Origin of the sequence: Nocardia sp. NBC_00881, from assembly GCF_045207455.1 — a bacterium.
Lineage (GTDB): Bacteria > Actinomycetota > Actinomycetes > Mycobacteriales > Mycobacteriaceae > Nocardia.
The window spans coordinates 7,552,474-7,577,989 of sequence record NZ_CP108798.1; the positions used below are offsets into that span (position 1 = coordinate 7,552,474).

A 25,516-nucleotide genomic window follows, 5' to 3' on the forward strand; every position below is an offset into this window, starting at 1 on the left:
AGTGTGGCGTGCAGGTTCTCGGATCGTGGAGCGATACCGCGACAATATCCGCCTTTGGCGGCGGGAAGGCCCGTGGACTGCACCGCTTGCATCGGGGTGGGTTCCGAGTCCCCGAATGGACGGTGCTCGGCACGGACGTCTGTGCCCGATTCCTCGCCGCATCCCCTTCGGTGAACGTGACCGACGTCACGTCGGCTGCGGATCTCGACGCGGCGCTCACCGCGGCCCAGGCGACGCGCGCGGCGATCGGCGCGACGCCCCTTCCACCCGAGATCCGTGCCTTGATCGCCGAGGCGTACGACCGGCTCGGCGCGGGATCGATCGCAGTGCGCTCCTCCGTGGCCGCCGAGGATGGGGCCGAGCACTCCTACGCGGGCCAATTCGACACGTTCTTGAACGTCCACGGCTTGGACGCGGTGCTCGACCGGGTGCGGGACTGCTGGGTCTCGGCCTACTCCGAGCGGTCGGTCCGGTATGCCTTCGCCGATGGGAAGCCGAGGGTGGTCGCGCCCGCGGTTGTGCTGCAACGGTTGATCGCGGCGCGGGCGAGTGGTGTGGCGTTTACCGCGAACCCGATCAGCGGCGCCTCCGACGAACTCGTGATCAGCGCGGTCTACGGGCTCGGCGAGGGATTGGTGTCCGGCGCGGTGGACGCCGACTCGATGGTGGTCGACAAATCCTCCGGTGCGGTGCTGGAGACCGTAGTGGGGGACAAGGACCGGTACTACGCGCCGACGGACGGCCAAGGCCTCGTTGTCACCGAGGTCGACGAATCACGACGGGCCGAGCCGACGCTGTCCGAGGCTGAAATCGCCGAGGTGATAACACTGGGTCGCAGGGTGGAGGAGAACTTCGGCGCGCCCCAGGACATCGAGTGGGCAATCGACGAGGACGGCCTGTGGTTGCTGCAATCCCGGCCGATCACCACCGCCGTCGTCGTGTCGGACGGTGCGATCCTCCGCGGCGCCGGTGAGGATGTCGCCGACGACGAGAAGCGAATCTGGGACAACTCCAACATCATCGAGAGTTTCAGTGGCGTCACCTCACCGCTGACCTACACGACCGCCGCCGACATCTACGGCCGCGTGTACCACGGCTACGCGAAATCGCTGTGGGTGCCACGCGAGCAGCTGCGTCAGACCGAGAACTGGACTTCGGTGCTGCTGGGTTATTTTCACGGCCGCGTCTACTACAACCTGCTGCATTGGTACCGGATGGTGGGCATCGCCCCCGGCTACCCGCTCAACCGCAAAGTGCTCGAGGCCGCCCTCGGCGTGGACGAGCCACTCGCCGATGACGTCGCAAAGTCGCTTCACCCCTTTACTTTTCGAAGCCCATTCGCCAAGGCGCGGTCCCGTGCGGTCACCACCGCGATCTATCTGCGCAGACTGTTCGGGATCGACGAGATGGTCGAGCGGTTCATGACCGACTTCTACCGCGTCTACGACGAGTACGACACCCTGGACTACACCGCGCTTTCCGGTGAGCAGGCGTATGCCGCCTACCGCAGGGTGGACCAGGATCTGGTCGAACGCTGGGGTCCGCTGATGGTGCTGGACGCGATCCTGCTGACCTGCACCGGATTGATGTACCTGCTGACCGAATTGTTCCTGCCGAAGGCGCCGGAGTGGTTCCTCTACGCCGTGGTCGGGCCGGGCGCCGACGTCGAGTCGGCCGAACCGGCGTGTGCGATGCGAGCCATGGCCGAGTTGGTACGTGCCGATCCGGACCTGCACGTGTTGGTGAATTCGACGAAGCCGGAACGGATTTACCCCGCGCTGACCGCTCATCCGGAATTTCGTACACGGGTCGACGAGTACATCGACCGCTACGGCTACCGCAGCCTCGACGAGCTCAAACTCGAAACCCCTGATCTGCGCGAGGATCCGGCGAGCCTGTTCGTCATGCTGCGCAGCGCCATTCCGGACGCACCACTCGGCCGTGGCGACGACGCCGAGGAGTACCTCGACGCGCACCTGGTGGGTATCCGTCGCCGGATCTATGAACAATTGCGCGGCAAGGTTTCCCGTTGCGCCGCGCACCGTGAGCGGCTGCGGTTCTGCCGTACGAGAGCCTTCGGTATGGTCAAACGGATGATCCGCGTGATGGGCCGAGATCTGGCCGAGCGTGGCGTGATCGACGAGTTCTCCGATGTGTTCCACCTGACCGTGCAGGAGCTGCGCGGCAGCTACGAGGGGGCCGAGACCAGCGGTCTGCGCGGGCTGGTAGCGGCGCGGAAGGCGCACCGCGCCAAGGATTCCGGGCTGGCCGCCCCGGCGCGATTCGTCACTGTCGGGTCGACCTTCGGTCGCGCGGAACTGGCGAGCCAGGGGTGGGTTCCGATCACAGACACCCCGGCGGCCGACGCGGGGACGGTGCTTACGGGGACGCCCTCGGGCGCGGGCGTCGCCGAGGGAACAGCCGTCGTGGTCGACGAGCCGCGCGACGTCGCCGGCGGAATCCTGGTGGCCTACCGGACCGATCCCGGATGGGTGGCCGCGCTGCCCTCGGCCGCGGCGCTGGTGATCGAGCGCGGAAGCCCACTCACTCATGTGGCTATTGTGGCGCGAGAACTGGGCGTTCCGACGGTGGTCCAGGTCAAGGACGTCACCAAAAAGATACGGACCGGCAGGAAGATTCGGGTGGACGGCACCAATGGAACGGTTACTGTGCTGTCCGAAGGAGACCACCACGATGCGTAGTGACGAAGACGTTGCGGCAGTGCGACATTGGCTGGCCGAGCCCACGAGTACCACGGGTATCCACCTGGCCGACGAGGCAGACGGGTGGGAGTTCCGCAGCTACGCCGAACTCGCCGACCAGACCTGGTCCATCGCCGCGCTGATGCGTGCGAACGGGATGAGCAGCGGTGACGGCGCCTGTGTGATCATGCCGACCGGCTTCCCCTGCGTCGCCGCGTTCTACGCCGTGTGGGCCTGTGGCGGCGTCTTCACACCCGTCGCACCACCGATGTTCGGCGACCTGGCCCAGATCGTCGCGCACATCGCGGCGATCCTGACCGCAGCGAGTCCCCGGCTGGTGGTGACTTCCCCGGAGTTCGAGCAGCTGGTGCGGCAGGCGGCCGAGGCTGCGGGCCGCACCGACGAGCCACTCGTGATCGATGCGGCGACCCTGCCCGCGCCGCCCGAGGTGCGCGAGTTCGGCGAACCGGACGAGTGCGCGTTGCTGCAATTCACCTCCGGCTCCACCGGCGCACCACGCGGAGTGCGGGTCAGCTGGCACAATCTGGCGAACAACATCGCTATGATCTCGACGTTGATCGACTGGCGTCATGGCGAGGCGGCGGTCTCCTGGTTGCCGCTTTACCACGACATGGGTCTGGTCGGCTCGTTCCTGACCATCGTGACCAACCAGGGCGAGCTGTACCTGATGCGCCCCGATCAGTTCGTTCGTGATCCGGTGCGCTGGTTGCGCGCCATGGCACACGCCCAGCATTCCTCCTCGCCGTCGTTCGCGCTCGGCTATCTCGCGCACCGGGTGCGGCACGAGGAAATCGCCGACCTCGACTTGTCCGGCTGGCGCACGCTCGCCGTCGGGTCCGAACCGGTTGAAGTGGCCGATCTGCAGTCGTTCGCGAACCTGGCTGGCAGCCAAGGCTTTTCGATGAAGGCCTACACGCTGGCGTACGGCCTCGCCGAGGCGACGCTGATGGTGACCTCGTCCGCACGCAACCGGCCGATCACCGCGCTGCGGATCGACAACCCTAGCCTGCGGTTCGGCGAGCCGGTGCGCATCCTGGACGAGGAGTTGCTCGATGACACGCACCGCGCCCAGGGTGCGGGTTGGATCACCGGACTCGGCTACTCGACGCCCGAATCGACCGTGCGGGTTGTGGACGAGGAGGGACGGGAGCTGCCCGACGGGGTGCTCGGTGAGATGGTGGTGGTCGGTGATTCGGTGGCCCTCGGCTACTCCGACGATTCGGCCACCGCGTCCACCAGGATCGCCGACGGCGCGCTCTACAGCGGAGACGCCGGGTTCCTGCACCGCGGTGAGGTTTTCGTGCTGGGGCGGATGGGGTCGAGCCTCAAAGTGCGCGGACGCTCGGTCTTCATGGAGGACATCGAATCGCGGGTGGCCGGGGAAACCGGGATCACCAAGGGCAAGCTGGCAGCCGTCGCGATCACCGATCCCGGCTCGCAGGGCATCGCGCTGTTCGCGGAATCCGCGCCTGGAGAGTGGATCACGGAGGCGCGCAAGATCATTCGCGGTGAACTCGGGCCCGCGCAGACGGTGACCATCGTTACCGGACCGCGCGGCATCATCCGGCGTACCTCCAGCGGCAAGCCGCGCCGCAGGCATATGTGGCAGCAGTTCCGTGACGGCGAACTGGCCGAAGCGGTGGTGCACGAAGCCGACGGCATCATGACGGCGGGCACGCTGGACGCGTACTCCGACGGCGTGGCCGAGGTGACGGCGACAGGCGAGGAGAACGCATCTGTCGCTGGTCCCACCGTCGCGGGCGGCACACCGAAACCGACGTTGCCCGCCGACCGAGTGGCCATATTGCTCGCCCACGCCATGGACAGCGTCGAGGTTCCGGCGAACTCGACCATCCTTTTCGAGGGCTCGCTCGCCGAAGGTTTCGGCAACGAGGGCTCCGATGTGGATTTTCTGGTCCTGGCGCCCGGCGACGAGGAACTGCCGACCTTGCCGACAGTGCTGTTCGTCGACGGCCGCCGGGTGGAGATCCGCACCTGCTCGGTGGCGCAGCTGCGCCGCCGGCTCGACCAGGTGGCGAACGCCGCGACACCCAGTGAACTCGACGAGGATGTGCTCAATCGCTGCCAACGGTTTTTGCGCGCCACCGTGGTGCGCACCGCGCCGGATGCTCCCGACGTCACCGAGTTGCGTGCTCTGCTGCCGCATCCCACCTTCGCGGGCATCATCGCGGACTGGTGGCGCCGCCGTGCGCTCCACGCCCTGCGCTATGCCGCCGCGTTGTGGATCCTGCGGGCCCGCGACGAGGCCATCGGCTGGGCGCTCGACGGGCTGCTCCAGGCGATGAAGGGGTGGGCGGCCGGTCGCGGCGAAACCTATTTGGAAACCAAGTGGCTACCCCAGCAGCTGGATCGGATCGGCGGCGGCGACCTGATCGACCGCTACCGGGACCTGAGCGACCCGGCGGTGTGGGCGGATGCTGATGAGGCATGCGCCTTCCGCGACACCCCGTCCAGCGTCCTCGGCGTCGCGACCGCTCGCGCCCGGTCCGAAGCCGGGCCCTGGGAACAGGTGCTGGAGCTGGCCGCGGACCTCGGCGTAGCGGAACCGGTCGACGATCCACAGCGGATCTTGTTCGCCAGGGTCCCCGGCGTCACCACCTGGACGATCGGCTCACGCATCCACGTCTTGCGCGGCGACAGCGACGTCTTCGCGCTATCCGACAGCGGCGCCCCAGCGTGGCGGTCGGTGGTGTTCCGCCACTCGCTGGCCGACGTGCTGGCGCGCGCGCACCGCGACATCTCCGTCGAGCTGACCGAGTTCCTCCGGCTCGGGCTGGTCGAATTGCAGTGGCGCGGTGGTGAAATCATCACCCCGGCGCTTGCGATGTGCGCACCGCTGCGGCCCTATACCCCGGTGCCCTCGACGATCGCGCCCGCGCTCGGAGTGGAGGGCGCGGCTCGTGCGGATGCGGTCGCCACGCTCTCGCCGCTGCCTGCACGGCGCTTTACCGAATGCGCGCTGAACCTTGTGTGGTCGAACATCGTGCTGGAGAACGCGCGCGAGGATCTGGCGGGCGCGGTGAAGAACGCCCAGGGCGCGGTCGCCGACATCGCGGCGCATCGGTTGGTGGCGATGTCCGTGCGGGTAGTGTTGTGCGCCTTCGGTTTCCATCCGCTGCCCGCCGACGTGGCTCCCGCCGCGACGCTGCGCCGGATCCTTCCGTCCTCTGCCGCGCACCGTGATGACCTGCTCGCGGGACTGGACTCCGCTCAGCGCGTGCGCTTCTCGGAGATCATCGCCGCAGGTGGAGACGCCATGGCTGGTCTGGCAATGCTCGACGACTTCGTCACCCTGGTGCGTCGGGTCGCCGCGGGAACCGATCCGACAGCAGGTGCGGCCGATTTCCCCGCCTCGTTCGACTCGCGCGAGCAGTGGCGGCGCACGCTGGCGATCGGGTACGACTGGCTGCGCATCGCGGGCTATCTCGACACCGAACTGCCCCTGGACGAGGCGCGCGACCTGCTGGCCTCGGGTGGGCAGCAACCCCATCTACGGAAAGGGGGCCGGACATGACCGCCGCAGATATCGCAGTGGCCGAACGGGTACGTGGGCTGGTCCGTGCCATGGCGCCCGATCACGGGGCGCCCGCAGGTGACGACCGGCGGCTCGTGGAGGACCTCGGCTTCGATTCGCTGCGGCTGATGGAGCTGACCGTGGTGCTCGAGCGTGCGTTCGGCCTGCCGCGCTACCGGCCGGAGGAACTGGTCGGTGTCCGCCGGGTGGGCGAGGTGATTGCCCTGGTCGGGCACAGCGTGGCGGGAGGCTCGTCGTGACAGGCGGTGACACGGTGCTGGTCACCGGCGCCACCGGACTGGTCGGCGCCGAAGTGGTCGCCCGGCTCGCCGCCGCGAGCAGACCGGTCGCTGCCGTGCTGCACAGCAAGGCGCGCATCGTCCGTAACGACGGCACGGAGATCGGCGCGGGCACGGCGGTCGCGGGCGACATCCGCGCCCCCGGCTTCGGCCTGTCCGACCGCGACCGGAACGATCTCGCCGAGCGGGTGGGGATGATCGTGCACTGTGCGGCGACCACGGCGTTCGACGCCTCCGAAACCGAGTACGACGAACTCAACGTGCGGGGAGCGGCGAACGCGATCGCCCTCGCCCGGCAGTGGGACGTGCCGCTGGTGTACGTCAGTACCGCGTATGTGTGCGGCATGCGGGGCGGGATCATCGCCGAGGACGAACTCGATCTGGGGCAGTCCTTCGGAAACGGTTATGAGCGCAGCAAGTTTCGGGCCGAGCAGTTGGTGCGCGCCGCCAGCGAGCAAGGTGTGCGCTCGGCCGTCGTGCGGCCTGGCATCGTGACCGGAGCGAGCGACACCGGCGTGATCCGCGAGTACAAGAACCTCTACACCGTCGTCAAACTCATGGTCGAGGGCAAGTTGCGCTCGCTGCCCGGTCGCTACGACGCGACCCTGTCGCTGGCGCCGGTCGACCACGTCGCCGACGTGGTGGCCGCGGCGGTTTTGGATTTCGACTCGGCACACGGGCGCACGCTGCACGCACTCGGCCGCGACACGCTGTCGGTGCGCGAGGTTTCGGATGTCCTGGCCGAGTACCCGTCGTTCGAGGTCGCGACGTTCGTGCCGGCAGCGACCTTCCGTGAGGAGGATCTCGGCGCGATCGAACGCGAATACTACCGGCGAATCGGGAAGCTCTACACCAGCTACTTCCACCGCCGCCTGGTCTTCGACACCACACACGCCGAGGTGTTGACCGGCAGACCTTCCCCGCCGACCGGCAAGGAGTATCTGCGGTTGCTGCTCGACCATTGCCTGGAATCCGGCTACCTCGGTGTCCCGCTCCCGAGTATCGAGGAAGTGCTGGCCGGCAACGACTTCGACGGCGCAGACCGGTGAACGCTCCGCCGCGCGAGCTGCTCGCCGCGCTGACGCCGCAGCCGGAGAAGGTGGACGCGTACCTGGGTGACACCTACCTGCAGGAGACCGTCGATCAGCTGGATCGTCTCGGTATCGATGCGGGGAAGTTCGCCAGGGAGCATTCCCTGTTGCTGCTCAAGCCGGACGCGGTCGTCGCGAGGGCGATCGAGCCCACAGTGCAGTGGCTGGGGGAGAACGGGTTCCGGGTCGTGTCGGCCCGCCGCGTCCCGGCGGACCGGCACCTGGCCCGTGCGTTGTGGTACTTCACGTGGAACATCGCCTCGCCCGAGCGCAGGCGCTTGGCCGATCTGCTTGTTCGTATCGCGGACGTGCTGGTGCTGGTGGTGCGGGGCGAGGACGGCCACCTGCCGGTCCCGGTCCGGCTCACCGAGGCGAAAGGCGCGACCGACCCGCGCAAGCGCAAGCCGGGCGAATTGCGTTACCTGCTCGGGCGCCACAGCTATCTGCTGAATCTGGTGCACTCGCCCGACGATCCCGCCGACGTGCTGCGGGAACTCGCCATCTACCTCGACGAGCGAAGCAGGGCGACGGTGCTCACGCAGATCGCGACCGGCGCCGACCGTGCGTCCGACGCCGTCGCGATCGCCCGAGACCTATACGCGCGCGTGCCCGCCCGCAGCTTCGACCGGGGCGACGCACTGGAGCGCATCCTGCGCGACCTCGAGCGGGCCGGGGTGTCGGTTCCGTCCGAGTTCGATCCGGCGGCGGACGCGGACTGCGCGCGCCTGCTGGACGCCGCGTGGGCCGAGGATCGAGAGCTCGACCCGTGGTCGGTGATCGTGCTCGGGTCCCACGTACTTCCCATGCGGACCGGTACGCAGCCGCAGACACTGCGGCCGGTGTCGGCGCAAGAATGGTTGGAGAAACGACCGTGAATGTTCAAACGGTGAAGACAGCAACCCACCTCCGCACGATCTCCCGCGAGTTGGCGCACCGATGCGCGGTGTCGGAGGTGTTCGTCACCTCGCTGGATGCCCTCGGCGAGGACGAATTCGTGGTCGGCGCCCAACTTCCCAGAATGCACGCTTATTACGGTGACCACGCCGGACAGCTGGGCCTGCACTACGACCCACTGTTGGTTATGGAGGCGGCTCGGCAGGGCGCCATCGCGCTCACCCACGAGTTCTATGGCGTGCCGCCGGAGATGGCCTTCATCGTGCGCACCTTCAACGGCACCGGCGCCGACACCGCTGCGTGGAATATCGCCACGGCGCCGGCGGATCTGGTGATGAAGGTCCGGGTGCCCCGACGCCACCACAGCGGTGACACGCTGATCGGCCTGGACATGGTGCTCGAAATCGATGCCGGCGCCGAGTTGATGATGACGGTCGACGGATCGTTCTCTTGGACGACGCCGCAGCACTGGTCGGCGCTGCGCTCCGAGTTTCGCGACAGCCTCGGCCTCGGCCCATTCGTCGGCGCCGTCGCGCACACCGAACGCGCCGATTGCGCCGCGGTGGGCAGGGAGAACTGGCGCAACGTGGTGATCGGCCCTCCAGAGCTGGCCGGCGCGGTCGCTCGTGCGGCGCTGGCGCCGGACCTCAACCACCCCTTCCTGTTCGACCACCAGCTCGATCACGTGCCGGGCAGCCTGCTGATCGAGGCGTGCAGGCAGACCGCGCTGGCCATGGTGATCCCGCAGCCGCCCCGGCTCGAGTGCGTCGGCAGTATGTTCGAGCGGTTCGTCGAATTGGACCGTCCCGCCGAATGCGTCGCCGAGATCACCGGCAGCCAAGCCGATCGGACCGTGGTGCACTGTGAGATCCGCCAATGCGGCGCGGTCGCCGCCGCGGTCGACCTCGAATTCGCCGAGGACGACCTGGTCACGGACGAGGAGGACGTGGACCTGAACGTGGACGGCATCTGATGGGCATCGAACTGCTCACCACCACCCGGGCCTTCCGTCGCCGGTTGGACCTGACCCGCACGGTGGCCCGCCAGGATCTGCTGGACTGTGTGCGGATCGCGGTCCACGCGCCGAGCGGAAGCAATCGCCAGCCGTGGCGCTTCGTGGTGGTGCAGGACTACCAGACGAAGCAGCGGATCGCCGAGTACTACCGAAAAGCGTTCGCCGCCAACCTTTCCGGCCGCACCCCGCGCCCCGACGAGCTCGGCGACCTGTCCTCCGCCCGCCACCTGGCCGACCATCTGCACGAGGTGCCCGCGCTGGTGCTCGTCTGCACGATCGGTCGCCCGCCGGAACCCGCTTCGCCGCTTCGCCTGGCGAGTTTCTACGGCTCGATCTATCCGGCGGTGTGGAACTTCATGCTCGCGCTGCACGAGCGCGGGCTCGGTTCCTGCCTCACCACCGCGCATCTGTACTACGAGCGCGAGATCGCCGAGTTGCTCGACATCCCGTTCGACGAGGTGGCACAGGTGGCGCTGATCCCGGTGGCGCATCTGCGGCCGGGGCCGTCCGTGGCCGCTCGACGCGCGCCCGCCACCGAGGTGACCATGTGGGATCGGTGGGGCACAGCATGAGGGTCAGGCCTGGAGGAGGCAGCTTGCGTATCCACGGAGTGCCCGCGCATGCCGAGGAGGCCACAGCATGAGCGTGCTCGCCTCCGCCACACGGATCACCCGCTTCACCGCGGTGATGTACAAGCCGCATTACCTGCTCTACGGCATCCTCTGGGTGCTCGCACTGGAGGGCACCGCCGCGCTGGTGACCGGCCTGGACTGGCATCCGGCCGGTGCCACCGTCGTGCGCATCGTGGTCGTCGCGTTCGTGCTGTTGTACCTCCGCATGGTCGACGAGCAGAAGGATCTCGAATACGACCGTGTGCACAATCCCGATCGTCCCTTGGTCACCGGCGCGGTCAGGGCCGCCGACCTGCGTATTGCCATGGTCCTCATAGCGGTCGGCGCCGGCGCCGCGAGTCTCGCGCTGTCGGTCGGATCGGCCGTGATGATCGCCACGGCACTGGTTTACGGGCTTGCGCTGTGGGGCATGGAGCGCCTTTTCGAGATGATCCGGACGAACATTCTGCTCAACCTCGTTGTCACCTATCCGGTGCAGCTACTGGTCACCGCATATGTCATCGTTTCGGCGATCGACACCGGCGCCGTCGGCGCGCGGTGGCAGGCGGTGGCTGTCGCTGTCGTCTTCGCGGGGGCTTTCCTCCAGTTCGAGTTCGCGAGGAAGACGACCCGGGCCGGGCGTTCGGACGCGATGCTCTACTCGAATGTTTTGGGCGCAAAAGGCAGTGCGGCCGCCGCGCTGCTGTGTGCCGCGGTGGCCGTGGCGGGCGATCTCGCGTTGGTCCGGCCGTGGGAGCGTTCGGGGCTCGGAAGTTTGATCGCCTGGATCGCGTTGCCGCTGTTGCTGATTCCTGCCTTCGGCTCGTGGCGGTTCGTCGCCGGGGTTCGGCCGGATCATCCAGTGCTTCCCGCGGTCGTGTTCATTCTCGCGCTCTACCTCGTCCTCATCGCGCAGGCTCTGGTCCTTCCCTGAACGGCGCGCTTCGGTTGTGTCGAACTCGACCGGTCTGCCCGATTCTGGTGAGATTACCTCTGAGGGATTGCGACTCGAGGATGGTGTGATGGTCCGGGCCCCGGGCGGGCACACCGGGGTTGCTGAGGAAAGGGTTGCAGTGCACCGCATGATGCGGCGGATAAGCGGAGGCGGTGGTCTGCTGGTAATCGCGGCCGGACTCGTCCTCACGGGAGCCGGGACCGCCTCCGCCGAACCGGCAGGCTGTTTCGTCGACCGCGGGCTCACCGACGCCGCCGCGCTCTGTCATAGCGGCGAGGGGACTTCGGTGCTGGAGGCCGAGTGCCTCGGCTTCTTCGTCCCGCCTGCGCAGTCCGAACCGGTGTTCGGCTACTACAGCGGATTCGAGTCACAGCAGACGCCGGTCGGCAGGGCGATGCGCGTCACATGCGTATCCGACAACACACTGGGAATCGCGACCGCTGCGTTCGTGATGCCTGCCGCGCCATAAGCCGTGCGGCGGGAACGGAGCCAGGAAGGCGCTAGCTCGGCCGGGCCTCGAGCACATTGTCGGGCGCCACGGTCGGCACGAGGCTTGTCAGCGTGAACCCGTGGCGGGCGAGGAACTCGCGGTACTCGGTCTCGGTTCGCTCCCGGCCGCCTGCGTTGACCAGCATCTCCAGGTCGATGTACTTGCTCGGGTGCGGACCAGGGTGTTCGGGAATGACCAACTCGATGATCAGCAACCGCGTGTCGGGCGTCATCGCCGCCCGTACCGCGCGCAGGATGTGGCCCGCCTCCGGCTCGGCCCAGTCGTGCAGGATGTGCTTGAGGATGTAGGCGTCGCCGCCCTTCGGGACGGTGTCGAAGAACGATCCGCTCTCGACCGAGCAGCGGTCGGCCAGGCCGAGTTCGGCGAGCCGGGCAGGCGCGGACTCCACCACCTCGGGCAGGTCGAACAGGATCCCGCGTGAGCGTGGTGCGCGGCGCAGGATTTCGGCGAGCAGAGATCCTTCTCCGCCGCCTACGTCGACGATGGTCTCGTAGCGGCCGAAATCATAGGCCGCGAACAGCGGTTCCATGGCCAGGGTGCTGATGCTCGTCATCGCGCGGTCGAACAGCTCGCCGAGTTCGCGATCGCTCTGCACGTAGTCGAAGAACGGCATCCCGTCCAGCTCCTCGCCGACCGGTTTGCCGGTGCGGACGGCGTCGACCAGGTGCGACCAGTGGTTGCGGTGGCCAGGCGAACCGAAGAACAGCACTGCGTCGCGCAGCGACACGTCGGCGTCGCGGCGCAGCGCCCGCGCCATCGGCGTCAGTGCGTACCTGCCGTCCCGGCGCTGGGTGAAGATGCCGTGGCTGATCAGCAGCCGCAGCAGCCGCCGCAACGCGTCCTCGTCGGCGCCGACCGCCGCGGCCAACTCCGCACTCGACCGTGGCCCCGCCGCGAGCTCGTCGGCTATCCCGAGCGCAGCCGCGGCATGGATCGCCTGGGTGATCCATCCGGCGGCGATCAGCTCCATCAGCGCGATATGTCCCGGCACCAGCTTGCGGAACGCTACCGCCAGCACAGTGCGGACCGATTCGACAGCGTGCACCAGCCGCTGCGGTGGGATTCTCGGCCGGTTGGACACCATAGTGACCCCTTCCGTCGAAGGTCGGCGCTCTGCGCTCGTCTAGGAGCGTACGTCCCAGTGGGTCCGTTCGGGCTCACACCCACGGGAATGTGCGCTTGACCTGCGGCCCCGGATGGTCGAGCGGGGCAGTGGTCGTCGGTCGTTTCGGGCAGCTGAGCACGGGTCTCCGCTTGTGCGGCCCGTGGAAATCACTGGTGTGCGACGCGCTGAGAGGTCGGGAATCATCACGGAATCGACGGTGGTCTTGGCAGCGCCGAACCAGCCCAGGGTGTCGGACGAGGAGTGCCTACCCGACATCGACACGCGCGGCGGTTCGGGTGTGTTTTCGTCTCAGTACCCGCGGGCGGGATCGATCGGCGCCAGCAGCTCGCGTCCGGCGAGGAACCGCGTGACATTCTCACCGACGTGATCCGCGAACGCCGCGAACCGTAGCTGCGGCGGATTCGAATCATGTGGCGTGACAATGGCATTCGGCAGCCCCCAGAGCGGGTGGCCGTCCGGAAGCGGTTCCGGGTCGGTGACGTCCAGCCCGGCGCCGCCGATCGCACCCGACGCCAGCGCCGCCACCAGGGCGTCGGTGTCGATGAGGCTGCCGCGAGCCACGTTGACGACCCAGGACGACGGCTTGAGCCGGGAGAGTTCGTCCGCGCCGAGGAGGTGCCTGGTGTCGGGGGTGGCGGGCGCCGCGATGACCACATGGTCGGTGCGCGGCCAGATCCGGGCGAGATGGTGGGCGGAGAGTGTCTCGACGGTGTCCGGGATGCCGGGACCGGTGACCGGTCGCCCGCTGCGGTTGACCGCGATCACGTGTGCGCCGAGCGGAACCAGCATCGGGATCAGCGCGCGGCCGATTCCGCCCGCGCCGACGATGGTCACCGTCTTGCCGCGCAGCGTGCCGACGTGCGGAAAGAAGTCCTGTTGGCGCCAGCGCACGGCCCGCAGGTGTTCGGGAAGATACCGGACGCCCGCGAGCAGCAGCATGAGCGCGTGCTCGGCCACACTTGCCGCGAAAGCGCCTGCGGCGGAGGTGAATCGGACATCGGGATACTTCGTGAAGATGCCCGTGGCGAACCAGTCCTCGATGCCGGCGGCGGGGAGCTGCACCCACTCGACGGTGGCGGGCAGCTCGTCCGGGAACTCACCGGGACCACCGGCCCAGACCAGCGCGCGCGCTTCATCGAGTTCCGACACCGTGGCCCCCGCCTCCTGCACCGCCTTCTCCACCAGCGCGGGAGGAGGTTCGGCCGGGCCCACCGCGATCGGTACTGCCGGTCGGCTCATGGATGGACCTCCTTCGGTGCAATACGGCGTGGTCGGCGGTGGTGCGAACAGGTGAACGACGACCCACGGTCGCCGCAGCGACGGTAGCATCGCCGCCTGGTCGTGGACGGCGCAGTGTCGCACAGCACCCGCCCACATCGGCCCTCGCTAGTTCTCGTCCAGATCTGTCTGCGCGTCCAACTCGGCGTCCACCTTGTCCCGGTCGGCCCACTCCAGCAGTCGATCCAGGTGGAACATCGCGTCATCGATGCCCGCGTGCAGGTCGCCGAGTTCGGCGAAGCGGGCGGGGACGGTGGACATGGTGAAGTCGCGCGGATCGATGTCGGAAATCTCGTCCCACCGCAACGGTGTGGAGACCGTCGCAGCGTGGACGCCGCGCACCGAGTACGCGGCGGCGATCGTGTGGTCGCGCGCATTCTGGTTGTAGTCGACGAACAGCAGTTCCGGGTCGCGGTCGCGGCGCCACCAGGTGGTGGTCACGTCGTCGGGCGCACGCCGCTCGACCTCGTGGGCGAAGGCGAGCGCGGCGCGGCGGACGTCCTTGAATCCCCAGTTCGGCGCGATCCTGACGTAGATGTGCAGACCTTTGCCGCCGGAGGTCTTCGGCCAGCCGACCGCGCCGAGTTCGTCGAGCACCTCGCGCACGACTCCGGCCACCCGCCGCACTCGCGACCACGGGCAGTCCGGCATCGGGTCCAGGTCGATGCGCCACTCGTCGGGCCTTTCGGTGTCAGCGGCGCGGGAGTTCCACGGATGGAACTCGACCGTCGACATCTGCACCGCCCAGATGACATCGGCGAGTTCGGTGACGCAGAGCTCGTCGGCGTGCCTGCCGTAGCGTGGGAAGAACACCCGCACAGTGGTAATCCAGTCCGGCGCGCCCGCGGGGAGCCGTTTCTGGTGCACTTTGTTTCCCGCCAGCCCTTTGGGGAACCGATGCAGCATGCATGGCCGGTCGCGCAGCGCGTTGACGATGCCGTCCCCGACGCTCAGGTAGTACTGCACCAGGTCGAGCTTGGTTGCGCCGGTCTCCGGAAAGTAGACCCGGTCCGGGTTGGAGATGCGGATCGTGCGGCCGCCGACCTCGAGTTCGATAGCCGGCGCCGCAGACTTGCTGGCCACCCGTCCGACCCTAACCGATGCCCCGGACAGGTTTCGGGCGTTGCACCGTTCTGGTATGCATACGAGTATGAGCAAGGCGGCGCGCGTGACGGTCACACTGGATCCCCAGGTGGCCGCATGGGCCAGGGAGGCCGCCGATCGCCAGAACCGCAGCCTTTCCTCCATGATCAACGCCGCGCTGCGCACCACGCTCGTGCACGAGAGCCTGACCGCGCTGGTCATCGATGAGGAGGCCGAGCTGGCCGCCGCGTACGACGACGTGCGGCTCACCCAGGCCGCCGAGCGCGACGCCGGTGGCGCGGCATGAAGCGCGGCGAGGTCTGGCGCTACTCTCCTACGCTGCGCGACGGCGCCTTGTTTCCGCGGCGTCCGACCGTCGTGCTGGTGTCCGACTCGGCGGTGATCACCTCGCATTACCGCTGGCTGCACGTCGTCCCGCTGCGCGACGCGGACCCGGGCCATGTACTGGCCACTCGGACCGAGCACGGCTGGGCGGACACCCTCGAGCTCCTCCGCGCCTACCGGCCGTGGCTCACCGAACAGCTCGGCGTCCTGACCGCGGCTGAGACGGAATCCCTCGACGCGAGGCTGCGGGCGACGCTCAGTCTGTGAGGGGGCGCGGTGACGTGCACCGACCCGCTGGCCGAATCGCTCCGTACTTCCCGTCCAAGGCAGTCGGTGAGATCATTGTCGGTCATGTGCGGTCCTCCTCGAGAATGGACCATCACTATTGACCGACCGGCCTCACTCGGTATGGGAAAATATTCTCCGGGTCTAGATCGCCCGTGGGCTCCGCGTACCAATCACGGAAGATATATCCCTTCTGCTCACCCAGCGGTTCCAGTGTTTCGTTGCGGGGGTCTTGGCGCATGTTCAGGCCCTTCGTCTCCGGCGTGGCGTCCAGTGCGGCGAAAGCCACGGGCGCATACTTTATTGAGTTCCATCCGATATCGACTGCCCAACAATTGGTGGTTCCCTGCTTCAGCGCGTGTCAGGAAGACGAGCCATCGTCAGAACTGCCGCTTCTAGAGTGATTGGTATGTCGCCGCCAGGTCCCTTGATCACCGCAGCTCCATCCTCGGGAACAAGGCGGACCTGCACGCCGCTACACACGAGGTTTCGCGGCGACGGATCCAGGCAGGTCATGGCGGCGAGACATGAGGCACCACCACAGCCCGAGACATGAGGCACCATGCGCGAAAGACTGGCGGTTGTTTTCATTCATGGCGTCGAGATCAATGACGCGCATTTCGCCGATACCGCGATTGCCCTGCTCAAGCGATCCTTCGCGCGCTTTTCCGGGGTCTATCCAGATGACGCACTGGTCATCAGGCCGGCCTTCTGGGCGCCCGTGTTGCAAACGGGGCAGGACGAGCTGCTGGACCGAGTGGGCGGCGCTGGCGCGATCGAATACTTTCGGGCGCTCAATCGTCTAGGGACCCGCGCGGCTGCGGGTTCTACTGCAGCTCTCGTGACAATGGCCGCGAGCGGTCTCATACGGTGGTTGCCCTGTGCCCGCGACTTCCATTTTCCCACTTTGCGTTGGCTGGCGGTGCACTACATCGGTGACGCTGTTGCGTATCAGATCAACTCCACGGAACGCGCAATGTACGACGAGGTGCACGCTGTTGTCGCGAATACGCTCGGTGAACTCGCCGAAGTCGCGGGTCCGACGGCCCCCCTGTGCGTGATCTCGCACAGTCTCGGCACGGTGATCGCGAGCAATTTTTTCTACGATCTCGAAGTCGAGCACGGCTTCTACCCGGACGAAGAGGAGACGGAGAGACCGAGATCTCTGGTCGGGCCGAGGACAAGGGAGTTCCTGGACGGCGGCACCTCGCTCGAACGAGGCGAAACTCTGACGTTTTTGTACACATTGGGCAGTCCACTCGCGCTGTGGGCGGGACGGCTACCCGATCGGGGAAGGCCGGTGCTCGTGCCGCATCCGAACGCCGCTGATCACAACCCGGGGATCGGCGGTGAGTGGGTCAATGTCTATGACCCAGATGACGTCATCGCGTCGCCATTGAAACGGCTGAACGGCTTGTACGGCGAACAGGTCACTGCGGATCGTCGAGTGTCCGTCGGCCCGAGGTGGATGGGGTGGACCCCGTTGGCCCACCCTTGGTATTGGAACGACCGCCGGGTCATCGACCCTATCGGGCGTTCCCTGGCGCGGGCGTGGGCGGCGCTGGGGAACACATAGCAACACAAGATATACCGTCCTCGCCGGGCTGTGGCCGTCAGTGATCCGTGCTGGAACATGCCGTCACCACCAATCGCCTATACCGCAACATCACTCGAAACTGGCGACGGTACAGGTCAATGCGCGACAGGCCCCTGATTGCGCGGCATTGCCGTTAGGCCTCGAGGAGGTGGGTGGTCATCCGGTCGGCCATCGCCGCGATGGTGAGCGATGGGTTTGCCCCCACAGGTCCAGGCATCGCCGCACCATCGGCCACGTAGAGACCCGGGTACCCGAAGACTTCGCCGTAGGCATCGCATACGCCCTCGAAGGCGTTGCGCCCGAGGGGCGCGCCGCCGAGTGGGTGAACGGTCATGATGTGCTTGAAAAACCAAACAGGGTTGTCGACGTACTTGGCGTCGAGCTCATCGGCGATCGTGCGGATGGTCTCACGGACTTGCTCGAAGTAATGCAGGCTCGTCCGGGTGGTCCACTTCACGTCGAGCAGGCCGTCGCGTAGTCCCATCACTCCGTCCGGTACGTCACGGCCCATGCCCAGCAGTGGGAGCGCGCCATTCGATAGCCTGCCCTGCCCGATCAGTCGTGCGATCTCGGCGCTGATCCCGGTGTCCGGCGAGCGGCGCAGCCGGGCGAGCAGCCAGCGGGTGAGGAACTCGCCTGCGCGGAAGAACCGGCCCGTGAGGTCGAGGCGTTCCACGATCCAGTCGGTAAACCCGGGGTAGCCGCCGTCCTCGAGGTAGAACCCGCGGCTGATCCGTTTATCGACATCGTTATCGAGGTCGTCGCCGATCCTGATCGCCGAGGTGATTACCGGGCCGCGGCTGGCCGCGAACGACCTCGGTGCCATGGTGCGATCGGGAAGAAGGAAGGTGAGCAGGTCACCGTTCCCGGAGAACCGGGTTCCGAGGGCTGTGCTCAACCCGGGAAAGGCGCGCCTGTTCGTGAGTAGCAGGAAGGTGGTGCCGTATGTGCCCGCTGCGAGGATCAGCCTTTTGCACCGGATCACCCGCGTCGGTAGTGCACGGGTATTGATGCGCTTGCCCTCGCTGGTGGGGTCGTGCTCGACGTACTCCACCTCGTAGCCACCGAGTTCGAGCGGCTGGACGATGCGCACTTCGCACCGGCTGCGCAGGTCGGCGCCATGATGTCTGGCCGCGGATAGGTAGTTGTGGTCGAGGGTGTTCTTCGCACCGTCGTTGCAGCCGATGTCGCACTCACCAACCAGTCGGCAGGTCCGTCGCGGCGTGCCGTGCAGGTTGCCGTACTCCGGTTCCACGATTGGGACGCCCACCTCCGGTTCATCACCCGGTCTCGAGGCGAATGAGACAGCCAGCGGCGGTAACTGCCAGTCCAGCCCGAGATTGGTGGCAGCCTGACGCATCGCGTGCGTCTTGGGCGTGTCGAACGCGGGCTTGTTCACCGGATACCGCGTCACACCGATCATGCGCTCCACTGCGTCGTAGTGCGGATCGAGGTCCGCTCGGCTGATTGGCCATTTCTCGTAGCCGCCGCCCGGCAGTGGATCCTCGTGGACGAACCAGCGCTCGTCCTTGCGGAGCAGCACGTTGGCGTAGATGAGCGACCCGCCGCCGAGGCCACTGGAGACTACGGACTCGAAGCCGCGGAATGCCCAGATGTCGAAGAGACCGTACAGCCCTTCGCTGGGGTCCCAGAATGCCCGGCGCATCTCGGCGGGGCTGCGGGCGAAGCTTCCGGGCGGGTAGTCATGGCCCCGTTCGAGCAAGACCACGGACTGGTCGGCTTCGGCCAGCCGGTAGGTGGCTACCGAACCACCGAAACCAGAACCGACGACAACAGCATCGACGTGCTCGAGGGCGTGGTGGCGTGCCGATTGCGACATGGTTCTCAACTCCAGGTGAAGATGTGCATCGAGGTGTTCATTCCTGAACTTCTTCCTCGGCTGCTCCGTGACGAGTGCGTAGATACGCGGTCGGTCGCAGCAGGTAGCTATCGACGAGGTTGCGCAGGAATAGCCGACCGAATGCAGCGACCGCCAAGGCTGATTCGGCCGGGGACCCGGCATGCTTCGTGCGAGCAGAGGCGAGCAAGGCGAAGAGCTCCAACACCGACAGGCGGATCACTCCGCTGCCGGCTACCGGGCCTGTCGCGTTGTCGCCTCGATGCAGGCGGACTTCGAGAGTGGTGGTGTCGGGCCATAGATCCAGCCTGAAATCGTCGCGGACATTCTTGCGACCTGCGAGGTAGTGATCGACTCCATTGACGCGCAATGGTGCCTCGTAGACCATCAGCGTCAGCCCGGGTTCTCGGCTCGGCACGAACAGCTTGAAAACACCGTCCCGGAAGGGAATCCGATCACCGATGCCGGGCAGTTCGATCTCGCCCGACAGATTGCCGAGATGCTGTGGACCAGTCACGAACGCGGCCACGTCGTCGATCGTGACAGTGCCATGCAACGTGAGGTCCCAGCTCGTCCGCCGGCCCACCGCGGCTCCGTCGCCGGGGTCGGTACAGCCGAAGGCGAACGGTCCGAACATCTTCTCCCGGAAGGTCAGTCCTGTAGGCATGCCATGCTCCCTCGCCGCTCAACGGGGGTTGACGGTGTCCGACGTTGCCAGTTCGACAGCCTCGTACGCTGTATTCGGGTCGACCAGCTGCCGCCGCACCGGGTCGGCCGTCGTCCTCGTGTGCATGTACCGGAAGGCGCTGTGCGCGACGGTCAGCGCATCGATCCGCTCGACCAGCCCGTTGAGGATTTTCTCAGTCATCCGGTCGGGGTCCACGCCGACATACAACATCAGCTCACAGTGTCGGCGGTCCTCCTCACCGCGGGACAGATAGCTCGAACGGATCGCCTTGACATACAAGGAAATGAAGGTGATGGCGCCGCTGTTGTCGCGTTCGTCCAGACAGAGGCGGTAGAGCTCGCGGAAGAGCACGCCGTACTTGTCTGCAGGAGCGAGCACGATCAGCATCCGAGTCGGATCCCCGACGGTAGAGTCGAGTATCTGGTCGGTGAACCGCTCGACGTTCTTGAAATCGGCGAAGCTGGGCGGCAGCATGATTGCGGCGAAACCGAGGTACTTCGCGGCTACGTCGATGCGGCCGGGCAGCCGCCCGGCCCAGTAGCCGAGCAGCTGCTGGTAGCCGTAGGCCGCCCGGTTGTACAGCGACTTGAGCGGGTTCTGCGTCGTCTCGTGGTATGACGAGAATTGACCGACCCGGATGTTCACGCCACCAGTGACCGGCAGGTCCGCCCACACCCCACGCTCCATCACCGCGTCGCCCGGATCCTCGATCAGCTTGCCGGAGCGCTCGATGAAGTTGCTCACATCGAGCGTTACGAAGCTGTCGTTCCGCAACACCTCGCGCCTTTTGTCGACGCGCACGATCGACACCTCGAGGCTCGTGATGACCCCGTGCCGCCCGGTGCCCGCGAGAAGACGCAGCAGGTCCTCTCGTCGGTGTGTCCGGCTACACGTATGGACGATGCCTTCCCAGTCGACGTACTCCAGCTCGATCACAGTGTCGACGAACATGCCGTAGCGGTGCGAGGCGGGGCTGATTCCTCCGACCGAGGCGAAACCGGCGGCGGTGATGTCGTCGTGGTCGCCGATGATGGACAGCCCGAGGCCGTGTTCGGCGAGGGCAGTGTCGACCTGCGCGAGGACGGCGCCACCCTGCATCGTGCAGGTGAGCCTCTCCTCGTCGATCTCGACAATCTGGTCCATCCACTCGGTGAGGAGCACACACGCCCTCGCCCCGGTGACAAGGTTATTGCTGGAGTGGCCATGGCCTCGCACGATGAGCTTTTGGTCGAGCTCCTTTGCCTCGCGCACGGCGCGGACGACTTCCTCGGTCGTGGTTGGGAGATACACCTTGAACGGTCGCTTGGGGGCGATGCCAGGGGCGCCGATCCGCTCCCAGTCGAAGGCCAGGGTGGCAAGGGTCTCGTGGTTCCACCGCTCATGGCTTGTGGGCCGGTAGCTGTGTGCTGATGGTCGGCTCATAGGTCACACCGCCTGACGCTTCAGGAAGTCAAGCATTCGTGGAAACACGTCACGGTGAACGTTGCGTCCCATGAACACATCCTGGTGGCCGTATCCCGGGAAGATCTCCAACTCGTGTCGGCCGGGTGCGACTGCTTCCAGCCGGTCGTAGCAGACGATGTTGGAATCGGTGAACACGTTGTTTCTTCCTCCTGTGGTCAGGAGTACCGGTGTGGTGATCTCGCCGGCTCTGGCGAGGTAGTCGTCTGGAAGTGCGTTGTATCGGGCATCCCTGTCGAACTTCACGGCCCGGCCGGCACGCACCATCTCGACAACGTGGCGGTAGTAGTGCAGTCCGGTGGCGCCGTATAGATCACCGCTGCGGGCGTGGGTGATCTCGCGCAGCTTGTCGTGGCTGTAAAGCGCCGGCCAGCCGGTGCCCCACATCAGGCTGAGCATGTGGCAGGCGGGCTCGTCACACTCGGGGTGGAACAGCGAGACACCCTTGGAAAACAGCCACCCGCGCGACAGCTTCGGCTCCGTGTGCCAGCGCGGATCCAGGTATGGCAGACCGAGTATGAACTCCACGAAGGTCGGGGCGAACGTCAGCTTCAGCCGGGACCAATTCGGAACCCGCGGTGTGAGCGCGGCGCTGTTGGCGATGACGCTGGCAATGCCGTCGACCGCACCGCCGAAGAGGCTCATCATGAATGAGACAGAACCCAGGCAATGCGCGATGACGTGCACGCGTCGGTCACCGATGTGCTTGCGAAGTTCGGTCAGCGCTGCCGGGTAGTCGTACAGCGCGATATCGTCCATATTGTGCCGGTGCATCCCGCGGTTGTAGGGATGCCTATTGCTCATCCGGTAGTCCAGTGTCCAGACGTCCGAGAACCCGGAGTTGAGCAGGAATGTCACCATGTTGGTGTGCTCCGGCATGATGAACATGTCACTGGATGTGGTGAGGCCATGGATAACCAGGACCACGTCGTCAGCTGGTTCTCGACGGAACCGAAGCATACTCAGCCCCAGACCATCATCTGTGTTGAAGGGATGGACCGAGAAATCGCAATCCTCTACACCTGTGTGCGTATAGAGCGGAACGTGACGGGGCACCGAACCAATCTCTATCTTGGTGAGTGGATCAGCCGTAGACCTAGGCATCGGAATTCCTGTCCGTGGGGTTCGCGGATATCAATGGCCTTCTGATCGGCCATACGTCAATCCCAAGATTTTGCTCGATCCCGAGTTTTGGGTGGGAAAAGTTGATGGGCTCATTGAAAGTGCCCACCTGCTGCTCACCGACAGTGCTCGCCCTGTGACAATCATTATTGTAGGGGCTTGGTGGGGGTACCGAAACGGTCTTTTGGTACTCACTCCACATCGGCGGTGTGATCGCCGGGTACGGCGGCGGGGCAACATTGGTGATCCCCATGGTCAGGACGTGGACATGGCCACTGTTAGGCATTGCCGATCGGCGGTTACGTCCGCAACAAGACTTCGAAGTGCTGCTACCGCCGTGGACCCATGATCGTGATCAGGGCAGGAGCATGAGGCGCCGCACAGAACGCGCTCGACTCCAGGCAGCTCGACCTCGTCTTGTGCTCGAATGAAAGAACTGTGCCGCATGGTGTTTCAAAGTTCAGGCCCTGCCGTCTCGGCTCATTCTTGCTTGAAGCGCCCACCTACTTCCAGCTTCTTCCGTGGTGTTAGGTCGCGGTTGCCTACGGCAGTCTTCGGGCGATGCGGGCATAAGCACCGCTGCGGTGCGGTCACCGTGCCGTTCGAGGGGGAGCTGGTATGCAAGTTTCGTAGATGGGACGATCGGCGTACGCGACGACGCCGATATCGGAGGTCAACGCCAGCTACGCCGGGCGCGGCGAATCTTACTGTGCCCGAAGTAGATCTGATTCAGCACGCCGCGCGCGCCTGTTTCGGCACTTGCGCACCGCTATGTGGGCATGGCCAGAGCGAACGGCAGCACCGCGTCGGCTCCTGCGGCCCGTAGCGCGTGGGCGGTGACGGTGAACGTCCAGCCGGTGTCGGTGAGGGTGTCCACCAACAGGATCGGGCCTGTTACGTCGATGAGGTCGGGAACCTCCCATGCGTCGAACAGTCCCGCGACCCGGTGTGCGGAGTTCGCCGCGGAGACCGGCGGCCGGTCCGGCCGGGTCCGCAGCGTGCCGAGGTCGCGTAGGCGGCCGACTTCGGCGAGCCGGGCGGCGAGGCTGGCGGTCAGCGCGGGATAGCGGGGGGATTCCAGCGCCAGCACCGCGGCGGGGCGTGCTGCCCAGTTCCATTCGCGCAGCACGGCGATGCACGCGTCGAAGACCGGGTCGGGGACGGGGGCGTCCGGGCCGTCGAGCAACGCGCGCAGGCGCTGTCCCCAGCCGAGGTCGGTGAGCCTGCCGAGGACACGGCCGGTCTCGGCGCCACCGGAGATCTTGCCGGACAACGGGATTCCGAGCTTCGCCATGCCGGTGGGCCACTGCTTGCGTGGAGCGAGGTCGATGCCGGGGCGATCGAGGCGAGCTCTGGTCGCGGCGACGGCATCGGCGGCCACGGTGCGGTCGGGGCGGGCGCCGGTGCAGTTGTCGCAGCGGCCGCAGCCGGGCGAATCCGCTCGGCCCGCGGGCAGTCCAGGGTCGTCGAGCTGACGACGCAGGAACTCCATCCGGCAGCCGGAAGTCGACTGAAAGTCGACCATGGCCTGCTGTTCGACCTCGCGGGCCGCGGACAGGCGCTCATAGCGTTCGGTGTCGTAGATCCACGGCTGTCCGGTGGAGATCCAGCCGCCGCGTACCCGGCGTACCGCGCCGTCCACGTCGAGCACTTTCAGCACCATGTCCAGCCGGGAGCGGTTCAGCTCCACCAGCGGTTCCAGCGCCGCCGTCGACAGCGCCCGGTCGGAGTCCAGCGCGTCGAGTACCGCGCGCACGATATGTTCGCGCGGAAAGGCTACGGAGGCGAAGTAGCTCCAGATCCGCGCGTCCTCGGGGCCGGGCAGCAGGATCACCTCGGCACGGTCGGTGCCGCGCCCCGCGCGACCGACCTGCTGGTAATAGGCGATAGGCGAGGACGGCGCGCCGACGTGCACGACGAACCCGAGGTCGGGTTTGTCGAATCCCATGCCCAGCGCCGAGGTGGCGATGAGCGCCTTCACCTCGTTGTTCAGCAGCGCGGCCTCCAACACCTCGCGTTCGGCGGGGTCGGTCTGGCCGGTGTAAGCGGCGACCCGATGGCCGTGCGAGTTCAGCACGTCGGCCAGATCGTGCGCGGCGGCGACAGTGAGTGTGTAGACGATTCCGGAGCCGGGCAGCCGGTGCAGATGGCCGCTGAGCCAGGCGGTGCGCTCCACCGCGTCGTCGAAGCGGACCACCGACAGGTGCAGCGATTCGCGCTCCAGCGTGCCGCGCAGCACCAAGGTGTCGGTGCCGATCTGGGTGGCGACGTCGGTGACCACTCGGTCGTTGGCGGTCGCGGTGGTCGCGAGCACGGGCACGTCCGAACCGAGATCGGCGATCAGGGTGCGGATACGGCGATAGTCCGGCCGGAAATCGTGGCCCCAGTCCGACACGCAGTGGGCCTCGTCGATCACCACAAGTCCCGCATCCGCGGCGAGCCGGGGCAGAACCTGGTCGCGGAAGTCCGGGTTGTTCAGCCGCTCCGGGCTGACCAGCAGCACATCGACCGCGCCATCGGCGACCCGCGCGTGGATCTCGTCCCATTCGGTGACGTTGCCCGAGTTGATGGTCGCGGCGACCACCCCCGCACGCTGGGCCGCCGCCACTTGGTTACGCATCAGGGCCAGCAGTGGCGAGACGATCACCGTCGGCCCGCGACCGGCCCCGCGCAGCAGCTTGGCCGCGATGAAGTACACCGCCGACTTCCCCCAGCCGGTCCGCTGTACGACCAGTGCCCTGCGTCGCCGCACGACCAGCGCCTCGATGGCGGTCCACTGGTCCTCCCGCAGCCGCGCGCCCGGTCCGGCCAGCTCGCGCAGCAGATGCTCCGCGCGCTCGCGCAGGTCGGGGGCGGTGAGGTCGATCGCAGGGACATCGGTCGCCGTGGTCATGCGCTTCATCGTGCCCGACGGTACCGACAGACGGCGATGCGCCGCGACCGCGGAGCCCGACCGGCGTGACATCCGCAACTCCGAGGCGCGGCGCCCGCACCTGAACGACGGGGCCGGTACGACGTGCGGCCATCAGGCACGGAAAC

General features: G+C 66.8%; 20 protein-coding genes. 12 read left to right on the forward strand and 8 right to left on the reverse strand.

Translation table 11 applies throughout. The annotated features are described in order from the left end of the window. The first annotated feature begins 8 nt into the window (after positions 1-8). The 9 genes from OH799_RS32035 to OH799_RS32075 all read left to right on the forward strand — a co-directional run bounded on the left by OH799_RS32035 (position 9) and on the right by OH799_RS32075 (position 11,592). Positions 9-2,702 carry a phosphoenolpyruvate synthase gene (locus tag OH799_RS32035; RefSeq protein WP_406272009.1) on the forward strand — a complete coding sequence of 898 codons (2,694 nt, stop codon included), beginning with the start codon at positions 9-11 and terminating at the stop codon, positions 2,700-2,702. Beyond that, a complete protein-coding gene (locus OH799_RS32040; RefSeq protein ID WP_406272012.1) occupies positions 2,695-6,258 on the forward strand; it encodes an AMP-binding protein in 3,564 nt (1,187 codons plus the stop codon). The genes OH799_RS32035 and OH799_RS32040 overlap by 8 nt, the downstream gene beginning before the upstream one ends. Next, the gene (locus tag OH799_RS32045; RefSeq protein ID WP_406272015.1) at positions 6,255-6,518 is read left to right on the forward strand and encodes an acyl carrier protein; all 264 of its coding nucleotides are present in this window, start codon (positions 6,255-6,257) and stop codon (positions 6,516-6,518) included. The genes OH799_RS32040 and OH799_RS32045 overlap by 4 nt, the downstream gene beginning before the upstream one ends. Further along, positions 6,515-7,606 (forward strand): SDR family oxidoreductase, encoded by a 1,092-nt coding sequence (locus OH799_RS32050; RefSeq protein ID WP_406272018.1) that lies wholly within the window; start codon positions 6,515-6,517, stop codon positions 7,604-7,606. Before OH799_RS32045 ends, OH799_RS32050 begins: the two co-directional genes overlap by 4 nt. Continuing rightward, positions 7,603-8,523, forward strand: a complete 921-nt coding sequence (locus OH799_RS32055) for a nucleoside-diphosphate kinase (protein WP_406272021.1) — start codon at positions 7,603-7,605, stop codon at positions 8,521-8,523. Before OH799_RS32050 ends, OH799_RS32055 begins: the two co-directional genes overlap by 4 nt. A gap of 11 nt (positions 8,524-8,534) precedes the next feature. Next, positions 8,535-9,515 carry a ScbA/BarX family gamma-butyrolactone biosynthesis protein gene (locus OH799_RS32060; RefSeq protein WP_406272024.1) on the forward strand — a complete coding sequence of 327 codons (981 nt, stop codon included), beginning with the start codon at positions 8,535-8,537 and terminating at the stop codon, positions 9,513-9,515. After that, positions 9,515-10,129, forward strand: a complete 615-nt coding sequence (locus OH799_RS32065) for a nitroreductase family protein (RefSeq protein ID WP_406272027.1) — start codon at positions 9,515-9,517, stop codon at positions 10,127-10,129. Before OH799_RS32060 ends, OH799_RS32065 begins: the two co-directional genes overlap by 1 nt. A gap of 67 nt (positions 10,130-10,196) precedes the next feature. Beyond that, the gene (locus tag OH799_RS32070; RefSeq protein WP_406272030.1) at positions 10,197-11,102 is read left to right on the forward strand and encodes a hypothetical protein; all 906 of its coding nucleotides are present in this window, start codon (positions 10,197-10,199) and stop codon (positions 11,100-11,102) included. Positions 11,103-11,190: 88 nt separating this feature from the next. Beyond that, positions 11,191-11,592: a hypothetical protein gene (locus tag OH799_RS32075; protein WP_406272033.1), complete on the forward strand. Its 402-nt coding sequence runs from the start codon at positions 11,191-11,193 to the stop codon at positions 11,590-11,592. Between the two features lie 31 nt (positions 11,593-11,623). On the opposite strand, the gene OH799_RS32080 is transcribed toward OH799_RS32075, so the two are convergent. From OH799_RS32080 to ligD, 3 genes are all read right to left on the reverse strand, one after another. Further along, positions 11,624-12,718, reverse strand: a complete 1,095-nt coding sequence (locus OH799_RS32080) for a methyltransferase (RefSeq protein ID WP_406272036.1) — start codon at positions 12,716-12,718, stop codon at positions 11,624-11,626. A 330-nt stretch (positions 12,719-13,048) separates the two neighbouring features. Beyond that, the gene (locus OH799_RS32085) at positions 13,049-13,999 is read right to left on the reverse strand and encodes a D-isomer specific 2-hydroxyacid dehydrogenase family protein (RefSeq protein ID WP_406272039.1); all 951 of its coding nucleotides are present in this window, start codon (positions 13,997-13,999) and stop codon (positions 13,049-13,051) included. A 147-nt stretch (positions 14,000-14,146) separates the two neighbouring features. Then, positions 14,147-15,121 (reverse strand): non-homologous end-joining DNA ligase, encoded by a 975-nt coding sequence (gene ligD / locus OH799_RS32090; RefSeq protein WP_406272042.1) that lies wholly within the window; start codon positions 15,119-15,121, stop codon positions 14,147-14,149. Positions 15,122-15,206: 85 nt separating this feature from the next. Here ligD and OH799_RS32095 point away from each other — a divergent pair, with 85 nt between their 5' ends. The 3 genes from OH799_RS32095 to OH799_RS32105 all read left to right on the forward strand — a co-directional run bounded on the left by OH799_RS32095 (position 15,207) and on the right by OH799_RS32105 (position 17,327). Continuing rightward, on the forward strand, positions 15,207-15,428 hold the full coding sequence (locus OH799_RS32095) for a hypothetical protein (protein WP_406272044.1): 222 nt from the start codon (positions 15,207-15,209) through the stop codon (positions 15,426-15,428). After that, the gene (locus tag OH799_RS32100; protein WP_357266391.1) at positions 15,425-15,733 is read left to right on the forward strand and encodes a hypothetical protein; all 309 of its coding nucleotides are present in this window, start codon (positions 15,425-15,427) and stop codon (positions 15,731-15,733) included. Before OH799_RS32095 ends, OH799_RS32100 begins: the two co-directional genes overlap by 4 nt. A 580-nt stretch (positions 15,734-16,313) precedes the next feature. After that, the gene (locus tag OH799_RS32105) at positions 16,314-17,327 is read left to right on the forward strand and encodes a hypothetical protein (protein WP_406272048.1); all 1,014 of its coding nucleotides are present in this window, start codon (positions 16,314-16,316) and stop codon (positions 17,325-17,327) included. A 154-nt stretch (positions 17,328-17,481) separates the two neighbouring features. On the opposite strand, the gene OH799_RS32110 is transcribed toward OH799_RS32105, so the two are convergent. The 5 genes from OH799_RS32110 to OH799_RS32130 form a co-directional block, all read right to left on the reverse strand. Further along, positions 17,482-19,188: a GMC oxidoreductase gene (locus OH799_RS32110; protein WP_406272050.1), complete on the reverse strand. Its 1,707-nt coding sequence runs from the start codon at positions 19,186-19,188 to the stop codon at positions 17,482-17,484. 37 nt (positions 19,189-19,225) lie between these two features. Further along, positions 19,226-19,873, reverse strand: coding sequence for a hypothetical protein (locus OH799_RS32115; protein WP_406272053.1), 648 nt, complete (start codon positions 19,871-19,873; stop codon positions 19,226-19,228). Between the two features lie 18 nt (positions 19,874-19,891). Beyond that, positions 19,892-21,316, reverse strand: coding sequence for an FAD-binding oxidoreductase (locus OH799_RS32120; protein ID WP_406272056.1), 1,425 nt, complete (start codon positions 21,314-21,316; stop codon positions 19,892-19,894). A gap of 3 nt (positions 21,317-21,319) precedes the next feature. Beyond that, positions 21,320-22,459 (reverse strand): alpha/beta fold hydrolase, encoded by a 1,140-nt coding sequence (locus OH799_RS32125; protein WP_406272058.1) that lies wholly within the window; start codon positions 22,457-22,459, stop codon positions 21,320-21,322. Positions 22,460-23,246: 787 nt separating this feature from the next. After that, a complete protein-coding gene (locus OH799_RS32130; protein WP_406272061.1) occupies positions 23,247-25,370 on the reverse strand; it encodes a RecQ family ATP-dependent DNA helicase in 2,124 nt (707 codons plus the stop codon). Positions 25,371-25,516 lie beyond the last annotated feature (146 nt).